Origin of the sequence: Pleomorphomonas sp. T1.2MG-36, from assembly GCF_950100655.1 — a bacterium.
Taxonomy (GTDB): domain Bacteria; phylum Pseudomonadota; class Alphaproteobacteria; order Rhizobiales; family Pleomorphomonadaceae; genus Pleomorphomonas.
Window position 1 is genome coordinate 946,195 of sequence record NZ_CATNLY010000001.1, and the last position, 18,381, is coordinate 964,575.

Here is an 18,381-nt window from a genome sequence, read left to right on the forward strand (position 1 = left end):
CGTTTGCGTATCGGCAGGCGCACGAACCGGCCCCAAGGCCCGGCCACACGTTCGGAAGGTCACCCCACTATGGCGAAGATCAAGGTTGCGAACCCGGTCGTCGATCTCGACGGCGACGAGATGACCCGCATCATTTGGCAGTTGATCAAGGACAAGCTGATCCTGCCCTATCTCGATATCGACATCGAATATTACGACCTCTCCGTCGAGAACCGTGACGCCACCGCCGACCAAGTGACCATCGACGCCGCCCACGCCATCAAGAAGCACGGCGTCGGCATCAAGTGCGCCACCATCACGCCCGACGAGGCGCGCGTCACGGAGTTCAACCTCAAGGAAATGTGGAAGTCGCCCAACGGCACCATCCGCAACATCCTTGGCGGCGTCATCTTCCGCGAGCCGATCATCTGCAAGAACGTGCCGCGCCTCGTGCCCGGCTGGACGCAGCCGATCGTCGTCGGCCGTCACGCCTTCGGCGACCAGTACAAGGCGACCGACTTCAAGTTCCCCACCAAGGGTACGCTCTCCATCAAGTTCGTCGGCGAAGACGGCGCGGTGATCGAGAAGGAAGTGTTCAAGGCCCCCGGATCCGGCGTGGCGCTCGCCATGTACAATCTCGACGAGTCGATCCGCGACTTCGCCCGCGCTTCGTTCAATTACGGCCTGCTGCGCAAGTGGCCGGTCTACCTGTCGACCAAGAACACCATCCTCAAGGCCTATGACGGCCGCTTCAAGGACCTCTTCCAGGAGGTGTTCGACGCCGAGTTCAAGGCCGAGTTCGACAAACTGGGCATCACCTACGAGCACCGCCTGATCGACGACATGGTCGCCTCGTCGCTGAAGTGGTCCGGCGGTTACATCTGGGCCTGCAAGAACTACGACGGCGACGTGCAGTCCGACACCGTGGCGCAGGGCTTCGGCTCGCTCGGCCTGATGACCTCCGTGCTGCTGACGCCGGACGGCAAGACGGTGGAAGCCGAGGCAGCCCACGGCACGGTCACCCGTCACTATCGCGAGCACCAGAAGGGCAAGGAGACCTCGACCAACTCCATCGCCTCGATCTTCGCCTGGACGCGCGGCCTCGCCCACCGCGCCAAGCTCGACAGCAACACCGACCTCGCCAAGTTCGCCGACACGCTGGAAAAGGTCTGCGTCGATACCGTCGAAAGCGGCTTCATGACCAAGGATCTCGCCCTCTTGATCGGGCCGGACCAGAAGTGGCTGTCGACCACCGGCTTCCTTGAGAAGGTCGCCTCCAACCTCGAAGCCGAAATGGCCAAGTGGTGATAGGCTGATCAGGACCGGGAAACATGAGGCGGCGGATCGGAAACGGTCCGCCGCCTTCCGTTTGACTAGACCTATTGATGAGGGACGGCCAACCCGGCCGCCTTGAGTTGGCGGTGACATTCCCGCCGGCTGGAAATACCGTCACTTCGGACAAACGTTGCTTCGAGAGCGTGCAAGGTCATCCCGGACGGCTTCGGCAGCGTTCGTCTCGGGGCTCCCGTCGCCCGGGTCGGACCGGCCCGATCGACGAGACGCGCCCCGGGTTTCGGCAAGGGTTCGCCGCCAAGCGCGGCACCCTCCATCTGGAGAGGCTAACGTGGCGCACAAGTTCGAAATCAAGAAGAACAAGGCCGACGAGTACGTCGCCTACTTCAAGTACAATGGCGAAACCATCTTCTGGACGGAAGGCTACAAGTCCAAGGCCTCGGCCATCAACGCCATTGAATCCATCAAGAAGAACGGCCCGGACGCCCCTACCGAAGACAACAGCTGAGCGCCGGGTAGTCGCCAGCTGGGATGCGGGTATCCGGCCGCCCGGCGAATGCTCGGGATTGCCATGAGGGACTGGGCAAATGGAGCCCGCCGGCCGGAACCGGCGGGTACCCTGCCCTTGTCAGGCCGTCACGGCGAATATGCGGATGCGATGCCCATCGGGATCGGCCAGCATGACACTGCGACCGAAGTCCAGATCGACGGGCGATTGGAAAACCGGCAGCCCGCGCGCAACCCAACGCTCGTGAAACGCATCGACGTCGGCGGGCGCCTTCATGGCAATGCCGATCTCAAGGGCGCCCGGCGCCCCTCCCGTGGCCGGCTCCACCGTGTCCTTGGACCATAGGCCGACCTTGATTCCCCCCTCAAGAACGAACAGCACGAAGGTCGGCGACGACTCGACCGGAGCCGTTCCGAACAGCTCGCGATAGAAGCCGCCGCTCGTTTCCGGATCGGCGACATGCAGCAGATAATAGGTGGGCGTGACCATGGGTGTCTCCTCGCACGATTGCGATAGAGCACGCATACGACATCATGCTGCCAATATTTGGCAGCATCAACGCAGAGCCTGTAGTCTTCCAACAGCCCCCGGAAAGCGTCTCAGACGCGGCGGCGCAGGAAGAGCGACGGCAGCCGGAGGTGAACCAGCGTGGCACCGACGGCGTAGGCGATCTCGAAGAAGATGGCGGCCTCGGCGATATGGAGAGCCACGCGCGAGCCGGAGGCGCCCAGGGTCATGGCCTCCAGGAAGGCGCAGACACAGGCGGCAAAGGCCAGCGGGGCCATGGCAATCAGCCGGAACTGCGTTCCGACGATCAGGCCGGCCACGACCAGCACGAGCACCAACTCAAGCGCAAGCATGTATCGGCCTCCGACACTCGACTCGCCCTCCCCCGCCGCGGGGCCGGAACGAACCGTCACGCTGTGTTTTTATTCCAGTACGAATCTATCATGTTTAAATCTTGCAACTCAGTCTATTTCTACTTAGTCGTAGTAACACGTGAAACCTTTTCAATTCTGCTGGTAGCGAAGCTGGAAGTTCTGTCACAAATGCAAATGTCCAGTTCACTTCAAAGACTTGAAAAGAATATCGCCTCGATTAGACTTTAGTCGGCACGGCAACTTATTCCCACCGTCAGCGGCTTGCCGCCCAAGCCGCCTTCTCCGCCCGCTCGCGTTCGGCACGTTCCGGATCGAGCGTGCGATAAAGCGAGATGCTGTCGGTCGGCAGATAACCCAGCGCCTTGTAGAAGGCGAGAACCGCTTGGTTCTCGTTGCGGACAAGGAGATTGAGCTTCGGAGCGCCGCGCACGCGACACCAAGCCTCCGCCGCTTCCACCAGGGCTCGACCGACGCCGCCGCGCCTCTCGTCGGGATCGACACCGAGATAATAGAGCGCGCCGCGATGGCCGTCGTGGCCGGTCATCGCCGCACCGACGATGCGTCCATCCCGCCGCGCCACGAGAACGGTGGCGCTCTCGGTCCTCTCCGCCAATGCCACATCCGCGATCGGATCATTCCACGGCCGCGTCAGGCCGCAACGCTCCCAAAGCGAGATGATCGCTTCGCGTTCCGCGCCGTCCATTTCATCGATGACCAAGGCCGAACCAACACTCACTTTGCTTCCTCCAGCCATATGCTGTCGGTGGGTCGGCGCATCGCCGATGCCACAGTCAGAGACCGATTAGATATAGCCCAATCCGGGCCGAGGGCGCAGGTGCGTTAAGACCGCCGCGCATCATCCGACGCCTTACCTCACCCGACATTTCCTTAAATACAGAATATTTTCAGTTACTTACAGCTAACTCTCCGGCGGATGAAGACCGTCTCGGGCCGGAAACTCACGGGCAATGCCGAAATCGCACGCATGGCCTCTTGTAATTCGACCTGTTTTAGATATATCTAAACGCATCGAGAGATAACAGGAGCTATCTATGCATCACAAATTCCATTTCCACGACGACATCCCCGACCATGACGATCATCGCCCCACCGGCGGCCGCGGTCCCTTCGGTCGGTCTCTCTGGGGCGAGCGCGGCGAACGGCCCGAGCGCCCCGGTCCCGGTCATCGTGGTGGCCCGTTCGGCCGCGGACGCTTCTTCGACAACGGCGTGCTGCGTCTCGTCGTCCTGGCGTTGATCGCCGAACAGCCGCGACACGGCTATGAGATCATCAAGGAGATCGAGGACCGCACCGGCGGCGCCTATGCGCCGAGCGCCGGCGTCATCTACCCGACGCTGACGCTGCTCGAGGAGACCGGTCAGATCGAAGTCGCGAGCTCGGAGGGCAACAAGAAGCTCTACGCGGTCACCGACGCCGGTCGCGCCACGGTGGAAGAGAACCGCGCCGCCATCGACGCCGTGCTCGCCCGCTTTGCCGAAGCCAATGCGGACCGCCGCCACGAGCGCGATCCGCGCCTCTTCCGCGCCGTCGAGAACATGCGCCTGGCCATGCGCCTGAAAATGCAGAGCGCCGCGCTGACGCCCGAGCAGATCGATGCGCTGGCCGAACTGCTCGACGAGACGGCCCGCAAGATCGAACAGATCTGAAGCGGTCCCCGCCATGACGAACGCCCGCCCGAGCCACAGCTCGGACGGGCGTGCTTTCTATCGGACTATCGGCTGGTTTCAGCCGGCCAGCGCCTTCTTGACGGCATCGAGCGCCTCGGCCGCCTTGGCGCCATCCGGACCACCGGCCTGCGCCATGTCGGGACGACCACCGCCGCCCTTTCCGCCAAGGGTCTCGGACGCCACGCGAACCAGATCGACGGCCGAGAAGCGCGCCGTGAGATCCGCCGTCACGCCGACCACCACGCCCGCCTTGCCGTCCTCGGACACGCCGACCAGCGCCACCACGCCCGAACCGAGCTTGGCCTTGCCCTCGTCGACGAGGCCCTTCAGGTCCTTCGGGCTGACACCCTCGGCCACGCGACCCAGGAACTTGATGCCGGCGATCTCGACCACCTCGTCGGACGCGGCCCCACCACCCATGGCAAGCTTGCGCCGAACCTCGGAGAGTTCGCGCTCCAGCTTGCGCCGTTCCTCGACCAGCGCCGCCACGCGATCGACGACGTCGCCGACGGGCACCTTCAGCTCGCGGGCAACGTTGCGGACCGTCTTTTCCTGATCCTCGAAATAGGCGCGGGCGCCATCGCCGGTCAGCGCCTCGATACGCCGGACGCCGGACGCCACCGCGCTTTCAGCCACGATGTGGACGAGACCGATCTCGCCGGTGCGCGACACATGCGTGCCGCCGCAGAGCTCGGTCGAGTAGGTCTTGCCGGCCCTCTCGCCCTCGATCGCCGTGCCCATGGTGACCACACGCACTTCGTCGCCGTATTTCTCGCCGAACAGCGCCATGGCGCCCTCGGCGATCGCCTCTTCCTGCCCCATCAGGCGGGTCGTCACCGGGTCGTCCTGCAACACGATGGCATTGGCGAGACGGCTGACCTCGGCCAGCTCTTTCTCGTCCATCGGCTTCGGATGCGAGAAGTCGAAGCGCAGGCGATCGGGCGATACCAGCGAGCCCTTCTGCGCCGCGTGCTTGCCCAGCACGGAGCGAAGCGCCGCGTGCAGGAGATGGGTCGCCGAATGATTGGCACGGATGCGCGACCGACGGCCATGGTCGACCGTCAGCTCGACCGGCTCGCCAACCTTCACCGTGCCTTCCTCGACCCTCACCTGATGCACGAACAGGCCGTCGGCCTTCTTCAGCACGTCGGTCACGGCCAGACGGAAGCCCGCACCTGAGATCACGCCGGAATCGCCGACCTGACCGCCCGACTCGCCGTAGAACGGCGTCTGGTTGACGATGAGCGAGCCCGTCTCGCCGGCCTTGAGGTCGGCGACCTCCTTGCCGTCCTTGACGAGAGCCATCACCACGCCCTCGGCCTTCTCGGTGTCGTATCCGAGGAACTCGGTGGCGCCGACCTTCTCGCGAAGTCCGAACCAGACCGTTTCCGTCGCCGCTTCGCCCGAGCCCGCCCAGTTGGCGCGCGCTTCGGCCTTCTGGCGCTCCATGGCGGCGGCGAAGCCGTCGGTATCCACCGAGATACCCCGCGCTTTCAGCGCATCCTGCGTCAGGTCCAGCGGGAAGCCGTAGGTGTCGTAGAGCTTGAAGGCCGTCTCACCGTCGAGGCTGCCGCCCTGCGCCAGACCGCCGGTCGCCTCGTCAAGCAACCCCAGGCCGCGCGCCAGTGTACGACGGAAGCGGCTTTCCTCGAGCTTCAGCGTCTCGGTGATCAGCGCCTCGGCACGAACGAGCTCGGGATAGGCCTGGCCCATCTCGCGCACCAGCGCCGGAACCAGGCGGTGCAGCAGCGGATCCTGGGCGCCGAGCAGATGGGCATGACGCATGGCCCGGCGCATGATGCGTCGGAGCACGTAGCCGCGCCCTTCGTTGGACGGCAGCACGCCATCGGCCACCAGGAAGCTGGAGGCGCGCAAGTGGTCGGCGATGATTCGATGCGAGGCGAGCTGGCCGCCTTCGGCGGCAACGCCGGTCGCCTCGACCGAAGCGCGGATCAGCGCCTGGAACAGATCGATGTCATAGTTGTTGTGAACGCCCTGCAGCACGGCCGCGATGCGCTCGAGTCCCATGCCGGTGTCGATCGACGGCCGCGGCAGATTGACGCGCTCGTCCTTGGAGATCTGCTCGTATTGCATGAACACGAGGTTCCAGATCTCGATGAAGCGGTCGCCGTCTTCCTCGGCCGAGCCCGGAGGGCCGCCCCAGACATGGTCGCCGTGATCGTAGAAGATTTCCGAGCAGGGGCCGCAAGGACCGGTGTCGCCCATGGCCCAGAAGTTGTCCGAGGTGGGAATGCGAATGATGCGATCCTCGGAAAGACCGGCAATCTTCTTCCAGTAGGTCGCAGCTTCCTCGTCCTCGGAATAGACGGTGACCAGAAGCTTGTCCTTCGGCAGCCCGAATTCCTTGGTGATGAGGTTCCAGGCCAGCTCGATCGCCCGGTCCTTGAAGTAGTCGCCGAACGAGAAGTTGCCCAGCATCTCGAAGAAGGTGTGATGGCGGGCGGTATAGCCGACGTTGTCGAGGTCGTTGTGCTTGCCGCCGGCGCGGACGCACTTCTGCGAAGTGGTGGCGCGGCTGTAGGGGCGCTTCTCCAGGCCGGTGAAGACGTTCTTGAACTGCACCATGCCGGCGTTGGTGAACATCAGGGTTGGATCGTTGCGCGGCACCAGCGGGCTCGACGACACCACCTCGTGACCGTTCCTGCCGAAATAGTCGACGAAGGTCTTCCTGATCTCGTTCACACCACTCATGACGATCCGCCTGCCTGCGCTAGGGCGGCACCGCGCAACACGCGCAGCCGATCCGCCCGAACCCCATCTCCGCGAGCCGCTCGCACGCTCCCGCAACCAAAGCCCTGCATCGAATGACAGCGAAAAGGGGACCGGCCGGCGGGTTTCGTCTCGGCAATCCGGATGGCGGCTCAGGGGGCAGCCTTTCGGAGGGAAGGACGCGCAGGCCAGACCGGCTCCGACGTCATCGGTTCCAAGCAAGGCAAAGCGTTATTTAGCCGCCGGCCATGCGCCTGTCCAGCGGCGGCGCCCCGTGGACGACAAGGATATTCCGCCGTGGCGCGCTGCTTTCCAGCCGCCGGCCCCGTCAGCCCGCCGGAGCTTCCCGCGCCGCCCAGGCGTCGATCTCCACCTTGAGAGCGGGCGCGGCCAGCGCCGACACGTAAAGCAGCGTCATGCAGGGGCGATGATCACCGAGGAATGCATCCAGCGCCCGCTTCCGACGCTCGGCGTCAATGTCGCCGACAAGGAAGAACGTCAGCTTGACGAGATCGCCCACGCCCATGCCGGCCGCTTCGAGATTGCGACGAACGTTGTCGAGCGCCACCTCGATCTGCCCCACCGGATCGGATGGCGGCACGCCATCGGGGCCGAGGCCGATCTGGCCGGACAGAACCAGCCAGCGAGCACCCGGCGAGACTTCGATCTGATGGCTATAGGCGGCGACCGGCGCATGCACGCCGGCCGGATTGCGAAGTTGCATGGAGGACCTCTGGTACCTGCGCCGAACGGCCACCGGCCTCACGCCCGAACAGGGAGCAAGGCCGGGCCTTTCGGCATCACTCGGCGTCAGGCGCCGTTCCCTCGGCGTCATCCTCAGGCGCACCCTTCAGGATGGAGTCGGCGATGACGCCGGCATTCTGACGGATGGCCGCCTCGATCTCCGTGGCGAGGGCTTCGTTGTCGCGCAGGAACTGCTTGGCGTTCTCGCGGCCCTGGCCGAGGCGCTGGCTGTTGTAGGAGAACCAGGCGCCGGACTTCTCGACAATGCCGGCCTTGACGCCCAGGTCGACCAGTTCGCCGACCTTGGAAACGCCTTCGCCGTAGAGAATGTCGAACTCGACCTCGCGGAACGGCGGCGCCAGCTTGTTCTTGACCACCTTGACGCGGGTCTGGTTGCCGACGATCTCCTCGCGGTTCTTCAGCGCGCCGATGCGGCGAATGTCGAGACGCACCGAGGAATAGAACTTCAGGGCGTTGCCGCCGGTCGTCGTTTCCGGGCTGCCAAACATCACGCCGATCTTCATGCGGATCTGGTTGATGAAGATCACCATGGTCTTCGACTTGGAAACCGACGCCGTCAGCTTGCGCAGCGCCTGGCTCATCAGGCGGGCTTGCAGGCCCGGCAACTGATCGCCCATCTCGCCCTCGAGTTCGGCACGCGGCGTCAGCGCCGCCACCGAGTCGATCACCAGCACGTCGATGGCGCCGGAGCGAACCAGCGTATCGGTAATCTCGAGCGCCTGCTCGCCGGCATCGGGCTGCGAGATCAGAAGGTCGTCGAGGTTGACGCCCAGCTTGCGGGCATAGACCGGATCGAGCGCGTGCTCGGCGTCGATGAAGGCGCAGACGCCGCCGCGCTTCTGAGCTTCGGCCACCGTGTGCAGCGCCAGCGTCGTCTTGCCCGACGATTCGGGTCCGTAGATCTCGACGATACGGCCCTTCGGCAGGCCGCCGATACCGAGCGCGATATCGAGGCCGAGCGAGCCGGTCGGCACGGTCTCCACTTCCACCACCTGGCCCTTGCCGAGGCGCATGATGGATCCCTTGCCGAAGGCCCGTTCGATCTGCGACAGGGCGGCGTCAAGCGCCTTGGTCTTGTCCATGGAGGTTCCTTCCACGAGGCGAAGTGAATTCTGCGACACTAGCTCCGCTCCTTATTTCACGGCCGTACCTAGATTTCAAATTCACCGGTAATGTACATGATTTGTTCTCACGAACAAGCGCCATATATGTCCTTGACAGAAAAAAACAAGTCTGATTTCGTTCCCCTCGTGTTCCGGCGGAGCCAAGGTGTCGGAAAACAGGGAGAAAAACGCTGGGTACGGGGAATCGAAACACGACCTTCCGACCGCTTCTGGTGATCGGCGGCTGCCATCAGGATGTGCTCGGCCGCGCCGGCGTCGTCTACGAACCGGCAACCTCATGCCCAGGCATCGTAACCCGTCGCCCCGGCGGCGTGGCGCGCAATGTGGCGGTGCTGCTCGGGAGGGCCGGCGCGCCCTGTCGCTTCGTGTCGGTGGTCGGCGACGACTCGGCCGGCCGCGAACTCATAGCCGAACTCGCCTTGGCCGAAATCGATACCGGCGCGATGGTGGTCGACGGAGCGGGCCGAACGGGCACCTACCTCGCCATCCACGACGAAACCGGCGAGCTCGTCTCGGCCATCTCCGATCTGGGCCTTTACGACGGCTTCATCCTGCCACCCGCGGCGTTCGGCAACGACAGCGCCCTGGTTTTCGCCGATGCCAACCTTGCTCCGGCCGAACTTCGGCGGCTCGCCGACACCCATGGCGAGAGGCTGGTGATGGATGCCATATCGAGGGCCAAGGCACCGCGCCTCAAGCCTCTCGTCGCCTCCGGCGCGCTCTTCATCTGCAATCTCCCGTCGGCGGAGCTTCTGGTCGGCCATCCGGTGAGCCGGCCGATCGAGGCGGCCGAGCGGCTCGCCAAGGCCGGCGCACGGCGGGCCGTGATCACCGGCGGCTCGAAGCCGCTCGCCATCCTCGACGAAGGCCGCATCACCGAGATAATGCCTCGGCCGACCGAGGTGGTCGACGTCACCGGCGTCGGCGACGCCCAGACAGCCGGCATCCTGCTGGCGCTGGCCGCAGGAGCTCCGCTCTTTGCCGCCGTCGAAGTCGGCATGGCGGCAGCCCGCGCCGCGCTGGCCACCGCCGGCGCCTTGCGCAGCCTGCCGGAGGACGTAGTCGCCTCGGCCGTGGCGACGGCCGGGGCCTAGACTCACGCGCGGGCCCGCGTCACGAAATGGCGGCCCCGCCCACAAACACATCGGCCAAGGACAGGTTCGTTTCGATCACGACCATGTCGGCAGCGCCCCCCGGGACCAACCTGCCCCGGCTGGCTTCCCCAATGTAGTCGGCAGCGAAGGTCGATGTGCGGCGGGACGCCTCTTCGATCGTCAGCCCGATAGACACCAGATTCCGAAAAGCCTCGACCATGGTCAGGCATGAGCCGGCAAGGGTGCCGTCGGCCAGACGAACGCCGTTATCGCACTTGAAGACGGGTTGGGATCCCAGCTTGTAGGCGCCGTCGGGCATTCCCGTGGCCGGTGTCGCATCGGTCACCGCATAGACGTTGGGGATGGCGCGCAACGCGGCCCGGATCGCACCGGGATGGACGTGCAGCAGATCGGGAATCAGCTCCGCGTAGTCGAGATGAGCGAGCGCCGCTCCGACGATGCCGGGCGCGCGGTGCAGCAAGGGGCTCATGGCGTTGAAGAGATGGGTGACCGAGCGGCAACCGCAGCGGATCGCCTCGGCCGCGGTCTCGTAGTCGGCCAGGGAATGGCCGAGCTGAGCCCTGACGCCGGCCTCGACAAGGTAGCGGATGAACGCGCCATCCCGATCGGCCTCGGTGGCGACGGTCACGACCCGGATGGCCGCCAGATCCAGGAAGCGCCGCATCAGCTCGATGCTGCCGGGTATGGCATTGGCCGGCTGGGCGCCGAGCCGCTGCGGCGAAATGAACGGTCCTTCGAGGTGGACGCCCAGAACCGTCGCCTCGCCCCGCGCCGGAGCCTTCCTCACCCTCTCCGCAGCCGCGAGAGCCAACTCGATATCGGGAACAGGCGCCGTCATCGTGGTGGCCAGGAACGACGTCGTACCGGTCGCCGCGTGCGTGGCCGCCACGGTTCGGACAGCCTCGCCACCGTTCATCACATCCGCGCCGCCGCCGCCGTGGCAATGGAGATCGACGAAGCCCGGCAACACGTAAGCCTCAGGCGCTCCGTGCATTTTCTCGATCCGCTCGACGAGCCCGTCGCGCCAGAGAATGCGGCCGCTCACAAAGCCGCCGGGCGTCAGAATCTGCCCTGCCAACTCGCCGGAATTGATCATCAACGGTCTCCATTGCATTTGTGATTATGTTGTTATAACCTTTTCGAGGCCAAAGAGCCAAGGGGTCTCGTACCGACCTCCACGAAAAGCAAGCGTTCACTTCGTTTTCAGCGGAATCGACGCACGCGGCACCAGCCCGGTGGTTGCCATTCCGAAGCCTGAAACGAAGAAGCGCCCAGAGGGCGTGGGGCCGGAGACGAGCTTTCCGGAGGGCAAAAAATGAAAACGTCTCATGGTATCTCTTTCGTTTCGGCACTGATCGCCACCGCGCTTCTGAGCGGTTCGGCCCTGGCGGCGCCGACCGCCATCTCCTACCTGACCCATTGGTCGCCGGAGACCGTCGCAAAACTGGAGGCCGCCGCCAAGGAGTTCACGGCGGCCAATCCCGATGTCACCATCACCGTGCGCGCCGTTCCGTTCGGCGACCTTCTGACGACCATCCGGTCCCAGGGCAGCTCGGCGGAAAGCCCGACCATCGCCTCGATCTATGATCTGTGGCTGCCCGAGCTGGCGCGCGACAAGCTCATCGAGCCGGCCCCCGAAGCCAATGCCAAGGAAATTGGCAGCGACTGGCCGGCGGGCGTCGCCTCGGCCGCCTCGGTCGGCGGCAAGTACTTCGGCTACCCCAACGAGATCGACGTCTACGCCCTCAACTACAACAAGAAGCTGCTCGCCGAGGCCGGCATCACCGCGCCGCCGGCGACATGGGCCGAGTTCGAGGCAGCGGCTGCGAAACTGACCAAGAAGGACGGGAACCGCATCAGCCGGCAAGGCTTCGGCATGATCAATTCCTGGGCGGCGGGTGTCGTTCATCCGTTCGCGTCGCTGCTGGTGTCCAATGGCGGCGACCTCATCGTCGACGGCAAGCCGACCCTCGACAGCAAGGCGGCCGCCAACACGTTCAAACTGTACGAGGACTTCATCAAGAAGGGCTACACCGATCCGGCGATGGGCACCGCCGATGCAAATACCACCGGCCCGTTCCTCGACAACTTCGTTTCCGGCAACACCGGCATGATCATCATGGCCAACTGGTGGGAGAGCGCGCTGAAGGGTGGCCTCGGCGACAAGTTCTCCGACATCGGCACCGCGCCGATTCCCGTCGGCCCGGATGGCGACAAGGCCCGCTCGATCTCCTACTCCTGGCTGACCGTGGTCAACACCGGCGCCTCGGCCGAGCAGCGGGAAGCCGCCTGGAAGTTCCTGTCCTGGCTGAATGGTCCGGCCTCCGGCAAGGATGGCGCCTCGGCCATGTCGGATATCCTGCTCTCGATGGGAATCCTGCCGTCGCGCACCTCGGATGTCGCCGCTCACGCCAAGGACCTCGATCGCGAGTTCCTGTCCGGATACGTCAAGACGTTGGCGGATGCCAAGGCATTCCCGGTGGTCCTTGGCGGCCAGGAGTTCTCCGAAGCGCTGCAGCAGGTCATCGAAGGCATTCAGTACGGCCGCCTTTCCGCCGAGGAGGCGCAGGCCAACGCCCAGGCTGACAGCGTATCGATCCTGGAACGCGCCGCCCAATAAAAACAACGACCGCTCGTCCGCATTCAGGTCCGGCGGGCTCCAAGCCCGCCGGATCCGGACCCTGCTGCCCCTCCAGATCAAGTCGGCCATGACCCATTCGCCTCGCACCCCGATACTTGTGATGCTGGCCCCAGCCGTCAGTCTCGTCGGCGTCTTCATTTTCCTGCCGATGCTGCTGACGATCTGGCTGTCGTTTCAGGCCTGGTCGACCCAGACCGGGTTCGGCTCCGCCAGATTCGTCGGCTTTCAGAACTACACCGACCTTCTCGGCCCACTGTCGGTCGGCCGGGATTTCCGCCAAGCCTTCTGGAACACCGCTTTCTACACGGGCTTGTCGGTGATCGTGATCCTGCCGCTGTCGGTCGCGCTCGGCCTGATGGTCTACCAGACCCGGGTTGCCGGCGGCCATGTGCTCCGGACCATTCTCTTCTCGACCTACATGGTGCCGATGATCGCCGTTGCCCTCGTATGGTCGAAGCTCTACTCGCCCAACGAAGGGCCGCTCAACCAGATACTGGGCTGGTTCGGTTTCGACCGCCAGCTGTGGCTGTCGTCGCCCGATACCGCGCTCGGCTCCATCGTTTTGCTCAATGTCTGGCAGCAGGTCGGCTACTTCACCGTGCTCGTCATCGCCGGTCTCACCCAGATTCCCACCTCGCTTTACGAGGCGGCGCGCATCGACGGCGCCAATCCGGTGCAGTCCTTCTTCGGCGTGACGCTGCCTCTCCTGCGCCGCACGCTGTTGTTCAGCGCGGTCATCGCCGTCATCAACGCCGTGCAGGTGTTCGAGCCGGTCGCGCTCATCACCCAGGGAGGACCGGCGAACTCCACCAACGTGCTCACCTACTACATTCGTCGCGTCGGCATCGAACGGGCGCAAGGGGGGCTCGGCTCCGCCATGGCCGTCATGCTGATGCTGGCGCTGATCGTGGTGATCGTCGCGCTGTTCGCCTTCGCACGCAGGGGAGACGACGACAAATGAGCAGCGTTCGCAAGGGCCGACTCTTCCGGACATCCAAGGCCAAACCGCTCGACGCGCTGCTCGTCGCCGGCATCGTCCTGGTGGCCGCGGTCTCCGCCTTCCCTCTGGTCTGGATGGTGTTGTCGAGCTTCAAGACGCCGGCCGAGAGCATGCAGGTGCCGCCGGTCTGGATCCCGGGATCGGTGAACTTCCAGGCCTATGGCGAGGTGGCGGACGTCATCAACGCCGGCCGATCCTTCTGGAACTCGGCAGTCATCGCCACCACCGCCACGCTCGGCATCCTGATCACGTCGCTGATGGCGGGCTACGCCTTCGCCAAGTACCGCTTCAAGGGGCGCGACCTGCTATTCGCGGCGGTGATCGCCACCATGTTCCTGCCGCCGATCGTCACGCTCATTCCGCTTTACCGGCTCGTGGGCTCCATCGGGCTCAACGCAAGCCTCGCCGGCGTCATCGTCCCCAATCTCGCCAACGCCTTCGGCGTCTTCCTGATGCGGCAGTTCATTGCCGGCGTGCCCGACGATTTGATCGATGCCGCCCGCGTCGATGGCGCGTCCGAACTCAGAATCGTCTTCACGGTGGTGGCCCCGGCCGTGGTTCCGGCCATCGCCGCCCTCGCCCTGTTCGCTTTCGTCTATCACTGGAACACCTACCTGTGGCCGCTCACGGTCCTGCAGGGGCAGGTCGACAACTACCCGATCGTCCTCTCGCTCTCACGCCTCTTGAGCTACAACCGGGGTGCGATGAACACCGGTCTCGTCATGGCCGGGGCGACGATGGCGGTGCTGCCTCCCCTCGTCATGTTCCTGCTGTTGCAACGCTTCTTCGTCGACAGCATCGTCTCGTCGGGGGTGAAGGGATGAGCCGCGTTCTCGCCATCGATATCGGCGGCACCAACATCCGCGTCGGCATTGCCGACGCCGATCGCCCCTGCGAGACGGAAGTGGTGGCCAGTGGCGCCGCGCCGTCCGACCTCCGCGCGTTCCGAGCCTTCGTCGATACGCAGATCGAGGCTTACCGCCCCGACGGTCTGGGGATCGCCATCCCGGGCCTTGCCAACGGCACGCTCTGCCGTTGGGTGCCCAACCTGCCCTATCTCGACGGCCAAGACCTTGCCGCGCTCTTCCCAGGGCAACCGGTCGCGCTCGGCAACGACGCCCATATGGCCCTAGTCGCCGAAGCCACGGCCGGCGCCGCCGCCGGCCTCTCCGATGCCATACTGATCGCCATCGGCACCGGCATCGGTTCGGCCGTGCTCTCCGGCGGCCGGGTGCTGCGCGGCAGCGGCGGCAGCGCCGCCTCCTTCGGCTGGGCGTCGGCCGACCGGGACGACGCAGGCGACGACCGCAGCGGCTGGCTGGAACGCCATGCCGCCGGCCGCGCCCTCGACCGTCTCGCTTGCTCCGTGGGTCTCAAAACGGGTGCGGAGCTGATTGCCGCCGCCCGGGCCGGGCAAGCCGATGCGCTCAAGCGGCTCGAAGAACCCGCCGCCGCGCTCGGCACCTGCCTTGTCGGCGCCGTCGCCCTGCTCGACCCCGCCGTGATATTGATCACCGGCGGCGTCGCGTCGGCCTTCGATGTTCTCGCTCCCCTGACTCGCGCCGCCCTGACGCGTCAGTTGCCGCCGCATCTTCGTTCCATCCCTATCGCCGTCGGTCACTTCGGACCCGGCGCCGTCCTTGCCGGTGCCGCCGTCGCGGCGGCTGGCAGCCCCCTTTGGAAAATCGACCATGTCTAATCTTGGCCTCGTCACTCTGCCCGACCGCAATCGACCCGAGCCGCTCTGGCATCAGGCCGAACAGGCCTTGCGGGCCCTCATCGCCAATGGCACCTGGCCGGAAGAGACGCAGCTTCCGAACGAGGAGCGATTGTCGTCGATGCTCGGTGTCAGCCGCATCACCGTCCGGCATGCGCTGAGAAACATCGAAGAATCCGGCCTGCTGCGCCGCGAGCATGGCCGTGGGACCTTCGTCCGGTCATCCACGGTCATCGCCGGGGTGCGGGGCCTGACGAGCTTCACGCAGGAAATGGCCTCGCTCGGCCTGGCCGGCAGCTCGCGCCTTCTGGAAGCCGACACCACCGAGGCCGACGAGACGATCGCCGACGCCCTCGAGATCAAGCTCGGCGAACCGGTGGTGCGGCTTCGTCGCCTGCGCCTCGGCAACGGGGCACCGATCGGCATCCAGACGGCACACCTGCCGACATCTCTGGTGCCCGGACTGGTCGAGCTCTCGCCGCAACTCACCTCGCTCTACGAGGCGTTGCGCAGCCGCTACGGCATCCTGCCCAAGGAAGCACGGGAAGCCTACCGCGTCGGCAGCGTGCTCGAAGGCGACGCCGAGCTTCTGGGCGTCCCGTCCGGCAGTCCCGCCTTTGTCGTCGAGCGCGTCACCTATGACGTCAACGGCCCCTTTGAATTCGCCGTCTCCACCATGCGCGGCGACCGCTACGAGATCCGGTCCAAACTCTATCTCTAGCACCCCACGGCCGGCACCTGCCGTCCACAACTCAGTACCCCAAGGAAAGGTCAACCATGTCGAGCCTCTATATCTCCCGCCTGGTCAAAATCGCCGAGGAAACCGCCGCCACCAACGAGCCGGCCTTCGAGGCCGCCGCGACCGCGCTGTCCACCTCTCTCGCCAAGGAGGGTCTCGTTCACCTGTTCGGTTCCGGCCACTCGGTGCTCCCCTGCCAGGAAACCTTCCCGCGCTACGGCTCCTACGTCGGCTTCAACCCGCTGACGGACCCACGCGTGATGTGGCACAACGTGCTCGGCGCTGGCGGCGTTCGCGAACTGCTCTGGCTTGAGCGCACCGAAAACTATGCCGAGAAGTTCCTCGACCACCAGCCGCTCAACCCCGGTGACTCCATCGTCATTTTCGGTCACAGCGGCCGCAACTCCTCCGGCATCGACACCGCCCTTTACGCCAAAAAGCGCGGTCTCACGGTGGTGGCTATCACCGCCAAGCAGAACCTCGACAAGCCGGCGACCCACTCGTCCGGCAAGCGCCTTGCCGACGCCGCGGACATCGTCATCGACACCGGCGCGCCGATCGAGGACGCCATCGTTCAGGTGAAGGGCTGGTCGCGGCCGGTGTCCGGCTCCTCCACGGTCCTGGCCATGATGATGATGCACGAGCTGGTTTCGCGCACCGCCGTCAAGCTTGCCGACAAGGGCATCGAGCTGCCGACCTTCGCCTCACCGACCATCGCCGGCGTCACGCTGCTCGACACGGACATCATCTACGGCGTCTACCGCGAGAAGATGCTGAAGGCTCAGGAAAAGCACCTGGACTTCTTCAAGGACCGCATGAGCGGCAAGGCCTGAAGCACTCCAGTGATCGGGTTGGAGCGGCCTTGGCGACAAGCGGCCGCTCCAGCAAGTGAATCCAGGATCACGACATGGCCCCAGCCGGTTCTGCCGGCTGGGACCGTCCAAAACAAGCCAAAGAGCGGGAATGACGATGGCAACTGTCGAACTGAAGGACGTGACCAAGTCCTATGGCGCAGTCGGTGTGATCCGGGGGATCGATCTTTCAATCGCCGATGGCGAGTTCGTTGTCTTCGTCGGGCCGTCCGGCTGCGGCAAGTCGACGCTTCTGCGGATGATAGCCGGCCTTGAGGAGATATCCGCCGGCGACATCCTGATCGACGGAACGCGCTGCAATGACGACGCGCCCCGGGAGCGCGGCATTGCCATGGTGTTCCAGTCCTACGCGCTCTATCCCCACAAGACCGCATACGGCAACATGGCTTTCGGCCTCAAGCTGTCCGGCATGGGAAAGAGCGAGATCGACGTCCGCATCCACGAGGCGGCACGCATCCTGAAGATGGAAGAGCTGCTCGAACGCCGCCCCTACCAGCTCTCCGGCGGGCAACGCCAGCGGGTCGCGATCGGCCGTGCCATCGTCCGCCACCCCAAGGTGTTCCTGTTCGACGAGCCGCTCAGCAACCTCGACGCCGCGCTGCGCGTCTCCATGCGCCGCGAGATCGCCAAGCTGCACAGCCAGTTGGGCTCGACCATGATCTACGTGACGCACGACCAGGTGGAAGCCATGACGCTCGCCGACCGGATCGTCGTGCTCAACGGCGGCGTCGTGCAGCAGATCGGCACCCCCATCGAACTCTACGAGCGCCCGCGCAATCTGTTCGTCGCCGGCTTCATCGGGTCGCCGAAGATGAACTTCATCGAGGGCGAGATCGCGGCCGTCGAAACGGACTATGCGCTGTTTTCGAGCCCCGACACCGGCGACGTCAAGGTTCCGGTGGTTGCAACGGCATCGACACGGATGGGCTCGCGAGCGACGCTGGGATTCCGGCCCGAACACCTTGCGGTGGATGACGGGGAGTTCAGGATTTCCGCGACCGTCCGCCTGGTCGAACGGCTGGGCGACCAATCGTTCCTCGAGCTCGAAACGGCCTCCGGCCATCTCGTGGTCGCCCGGGTGGACGCCGCGCACCCCGCCAGCCTCGGATCCCGGTTGACGCTCGGCTGCGACGCCTCTCGTCTCAGACTGTTCGACGACGAGGGATTGGCCCTGTAGCCCACCGATGTCGAACCGCGCGACGGAGCGCGCCCCTCAGAAAGCCCGGAAAATGCGACGACGCGCGACCTCGGAAAGGCGTGCGCGCGAGACTCCCCTTTGAAAGATCAGGGCGATTTCCGCTTTTTGCCGGATGTTGCGTCTTCCCTCTT

18 protein-coding genes are annotated in these 18,381 nt (G+C 65.0%); 11 read left to right on the forward strand and 7 right to left on the reverse strand.

The genetic code is table 11. The features are described from left to right. Nucleotides 1-69 precede the first annotated feature (69 nt). Nucleotides 70-1,287, forward strand: a complete 1,218-nt coding sequence (locus tag QQZ18_RS04440) for an NADP-dependent isocitrate dehydrogenase (RefSeq protein WP_284538280.1) — start codon at nucleotides 70-72, stop codon at nucleotides 1,285-1,287. Between the two features lie 316 nt (nucleotides 1,288-1,603). After that, nucleotides 1,604-1,780 carry a YegP family protein gene (locus tag QQZ18_RS04445; RefSeq protein WP_284538282.1) on the forward strand — a complete coding sequence of 59 codons (177 nt, stop codon included), beginning with the start codon at nucleotides 1,604-1,606 and terminating at the stop codon, nucleotides 1,778-1,780. A 120-nt stretch (nucleotides 1,781-1,900) separates the two neighbouring features. On the opposite strand, the gene QQZ18_RS04450 is transcribed toward QQZ18_RS04445, so the two are convergent. The 3 genes from QQZ18_RS04450 to QQZ18_RS04460 all read right to left on the reverse strand — a co-directional run bounded on the left by QQZ18_RS04450 (nucleotide 1,901) and on the right by QQZ18_RS04460 (nucleotide 3,397). Continuing rightward, complete coding sequence (locus QQZ18_RS04450) at nucleotides 1,901-2,269, reverse strand: VOC family protein (RefSeq protein ID WP_284538284.1); 369 nt, start codon at nucleotides 2,267-2,269, stop codon at nucleotides 1,901-1,903. Between the two features lie 110 nt (nucleotides 2,270-2,379). Continuing rightward, nucleotides 2,380-2,640, reverse strand: a complete 261-nt coding sequence (locus QQZ18_RS04455; RefSeq protein WP_284538286.1) for a hypothetical protein — start codon at nucleotides 2,638-2,640, stop codon at nucleotides 2,380-2,382. A 274-nt stretch (nucleotides 2,641-2,914) separates the two neighbouring features. Further along, nucleotides 2,915-3,397, reverse strand: coding sequence for a GNAT family acetyltransferase (locus QQZ18_RS04460; protein ID WP_284538288.1), 483 nt, complete (start codon nucleotides 3,395-3,397; stop codon nucleotides 2,915-2,917). A gap of 316 nt (nucleotides 3,398-3,713) precedes the next feature. Here QQZ18_RS04460 and QQZ18_RS04465 point away from each other — a divergent pair, with 316 nt between their 5' ends. Continuing rightward, nucleotides 3,714-4,328 (forward strand): PadR family transcriptional regulator, encoded by a 615-nt coding sequence (locus tag QQZ18_RS04465; protein WP_284538290.1) that lies wholly within the window; start codon nucleotides 3,714-3,716, stop codon nucleotides 4,326-4,328. A 78-nt stretch (nucleotides 4,329-4,406) separates the two neighbouring features. Here the strand turns inward: QQZ18_RS04465 and alaS are convergent, their stop codons facing one another. The 3 genes from alaS to recA form a co-directional block, all read right to left on the reverse strand. Next, on the reverse strand, nucleotides 4,407-7,061 hold the full coding sequence (gene alaS / locus QQZ18_RS04470; RefSeq protein ID WP_284538292.1) for an alanine--tRNA ligase: 2,655 nt from the start codon (nucleotides 7,059-7,061) through the stop codon (nucleotides 4,407-4,409). Between the two features lie 346 nt (nucleotides 7,062-7,407). Then, complete coding sequence (locus QQZ18_RS04475; RefSeq protein WP_284538294.1) at nucleotides 7,408-7,803, reverse strand: RidA family protein; 396 nt, start codon at nucleotides 7,801-7,803, stop codon at nucleotides 7,408-7,410. Between the two features lie 76 nt (nucleotides 7,804-7,879). Next, on the reverse strand, nucleotides 7,880-8,965 hold the full coding sequence (gene recA / locus QQZ18_RS04480; RefSeq protein WP_284538296.1) for a recombinase RecA: 1,086 nt from the start codon (nucleotides 8,963-8,965) through the stop codon (nucleotides 7,880-7,882). A 215-nt stretch (nucleotides 8,966-9,180) separates the two neighbouring features. Here recA and QQZ18_RS04485 point away from each other — a divergent pair, with 215 nt between their 5' ends. Then, on the forward strand, nucleotides 9,181-10,062 hold the full coding sequence (locus QQZ18_RS04485; protein ID WP_284538298.1) for a PfkB family carbohydrate kinase: 882 nt from the start codon (nucleotides 9,181-9,183) through the stop codon (nucleotides 10,060-10,062). A 19-nt stretch (nucleotides 10,063-10,081) separates the two neighbouring features. Here the strand turns inward: QQZ18_RS04485 and nagA are convergent, their stop codons facing one another. After that, the gene (nagA, locus tag QQZ18_RS04490) at nucleotides 10,082-11,179 is read right to left on the reverse strand and encodes an N-acetylglucosamine-6-phosphate deacetylase (RefSeq protein WP_284538301.1); all 1,098 of its coding nucleotides are present in this window, start codon (nucleotides 11,177-11,179) and stop codon (nucleotides 10,082-10,084) included. 219 nt (nucleotides 11,180-11,398) lie between these two features. Between nagA and QQZ18_RS04495 the strand changes: the two genes are divergently transcribed. From QQZ18_RS04495 to QQZ18_RS04525, 7 genes are all read left to right on the forward strand, one after another. Further along, on the forward strand, nucleotides 11,399-12,703 hold the full coding sequence (locus QQZ18_RS04495) for an ABC transporter substrate-binding protein (protein ID WP_284538303.1): 1,305 nt from the start codon (nucleotides 11,399-11,401) through the stop codon (nucleotides 12,701-12,703). Between the two features lie 121 nt (nucleotides 12,704-12,824). Continuing rightward, nucleotides 12,825-13,685, forward strand: a complete 861-nt coding sequence (locus QQZ18_RS04500; protein ID WP_284538305.1) for a carbohydrate ABC transporter permease — start codon at nucleotides 12,825-12,827, stop codon at nucleotides 13,683-13,685. Further along, nucleotides 13,682-14,548 (forward strand): carbohydrate ABC transporter permease, encoded by an 867-nt coding sequence (locus tag QQZ18_RS04505; protein ID WP_284538307.1) that lies wholly within the window; start codon nucleotides 13,682-13,684, stop codon nucleotides 14,546-14,548. Before QQZ18_RS04500 ends, QQZ18_RS04505 begins: the two co-directional genes overlap by 4 nt. Continuing rightward, nucleotides 14,545-15,423 (forward strand): ROK family protein, encoded by an 879-nt coding sequence (locus QQZ18_RS04510; RefSeq protein ID WP_284538309.1) that lies wholly within the window; start codon nucleotides 14,545-14,547, stop codon nucleotides 15,421-15,423. The genes QQZ18_RS04505 and QQZ18_RS04510 overlap by 4 nt, the downstream gene beginning before the upstream one ends. Then, a complete protein-coding gene (locus tag QQZ18_RS04515) occupies nucleotides 15,416-16,162 on the forward strand; it encodes a GntR family transcriptional regulator (RefSeq protein WP_284538311.1) in 747 nt (248 codons plus the stop codon). The genes QQZ18_RS04510 and QQZ18_RS04515 overlap by 8 nt, the downstream gene beginning before the upstream one ends. Before the next feature lie 56 nt (nucleotides 16,163-16,218). After that, nucleotides 16,219-17,013 (forward strand): sugar isomerase domain-containing protein, encoded by a 795-nt coding sequence (locus QQZ18_RS04520; RefSeq protein WP_284538313.1) that lies wholly within the window; start codon nucleotides 16,219-16,221, stop codon nucleotides 17,011-17,013. 136 nt (nucleotides 17,014-17,149) lie between these two features. Further along, nucleotides 17,150-18,229: an ABC transporter ATP-binding protein gene (locus QQZ18_RS04525; RefSeq protein ID WP_284538315.1), complete on the forward strand. Its 1,080-nt coding sequence runs from the start codon at nucleotides 17,150-17,152 to the stop codon at nucleotides 18,227-18,229. Nucleotides 18,230-18,381: the final 152 nt, after the last annotated feature.

Excerpts from the sequence above, each read along its gene's own strand:
- QQZ18_RS04440 (WP_284538280.1), top strand. The coding sequence starts at position 70 with ATGGCGAAGATCAAGGTTGCGAACCCGGTCGTCGATCTCGACGGCGAC.
- QQZ18_RS04450 (WP_284538284.1), bottom strand. The coding sequence starts at position 2,269 with ATGGTCACGCCCACCTATTATCTGCTGCATGTCGCCGATCCGGAAACG.
- QQZ18_RS04455 (WP_284538286.1), bottom strand. The coding sequence starts at position 2,640 with ATGCTTGCGCTTGAGTTGGTGCTCGTGCTGGTCGTGGCCGGCCTGATC.
- QQZ18_RS04465 (WP_284538290.1), top strand. The coding sequence starts at position 3,714 with ATGCATCACAAATTCCATTTCCACGACGACATCCCCGACCATGACGAT.
- alaS (WP_284538292.1), bottom strand. The coding sequence starts at position 7,061 with ATGAGTGGTGTGAACGAGATCAGGAAGACCTTCGTCGACTATTTCGGC.
- QQZ18_RS04475 (WP_284538294.1), bottom strand. The coding sequence starts at position 7,803 with ATGCAACTTCGCAATCCGGCCGGCGTGCATGCGCCGGTCGCCGCCTAT.
- nagA (WP_284538301.1), bottom strand. The coding sequence starts at position 11,179 with ATGATCAATTCCGGCGAGTTGGCAGGGCAGATTCTGACGCCCGGCGGC.
- QQZ18_RS04495 (WP_284538303.1), top strand. The coding sequence starts at position 11,399 with ATGAAAACGTCTCATGGTATCTCTTTCGTTTCGGCACTGATCGCCACC.
- QQZ18_RS04500 (WP_284538305.1), top strand. The coding sequence starts at position 12,825 with ATGCTGGCCCCAGCCGTCAGTCTCGTCGGCGTCTTCATTTTCCTGCCG.
- QQZ18_RS04505 (WP_284538307.1), top strand. The coding sequence starts at position 13,682 with ATGAGCAGCGTTCGCAAGGGCCGACTCTTCCGGACATCCAAGGCCAAA.
- QQZ18_RS04510 (WP_284538309.1), top strand. The coding sequence starts at position 14,545 with ATGAGCCGCGTTCTCGCCATCGATATCGGCGGCACCAACATCCGCGTC.
- QQZ18_RS04515 (WP_284538311.1), top strand. The coding sequence starts at position 15,416 with ATGTCTAATCTTGGCCTCGTCACTCTGCCCGACCGCAATCGACCCGAG.
- QQZ18_RS04520 (WP_284538313.1), top strand. The coding sequence starts at position 16,219 with ATGTCGAGCCTCTATATCTCCCGCCTGGTCAAAATCGCCGAGGAAACC.
- QQZ18_RS04525 (WP_284538315.1), top strand. The coding sequence starts at position 17,150 with ATGGCAACTGTCGAACTGAAGGACGTGACCAAGTCCTATGGCGCAGTC.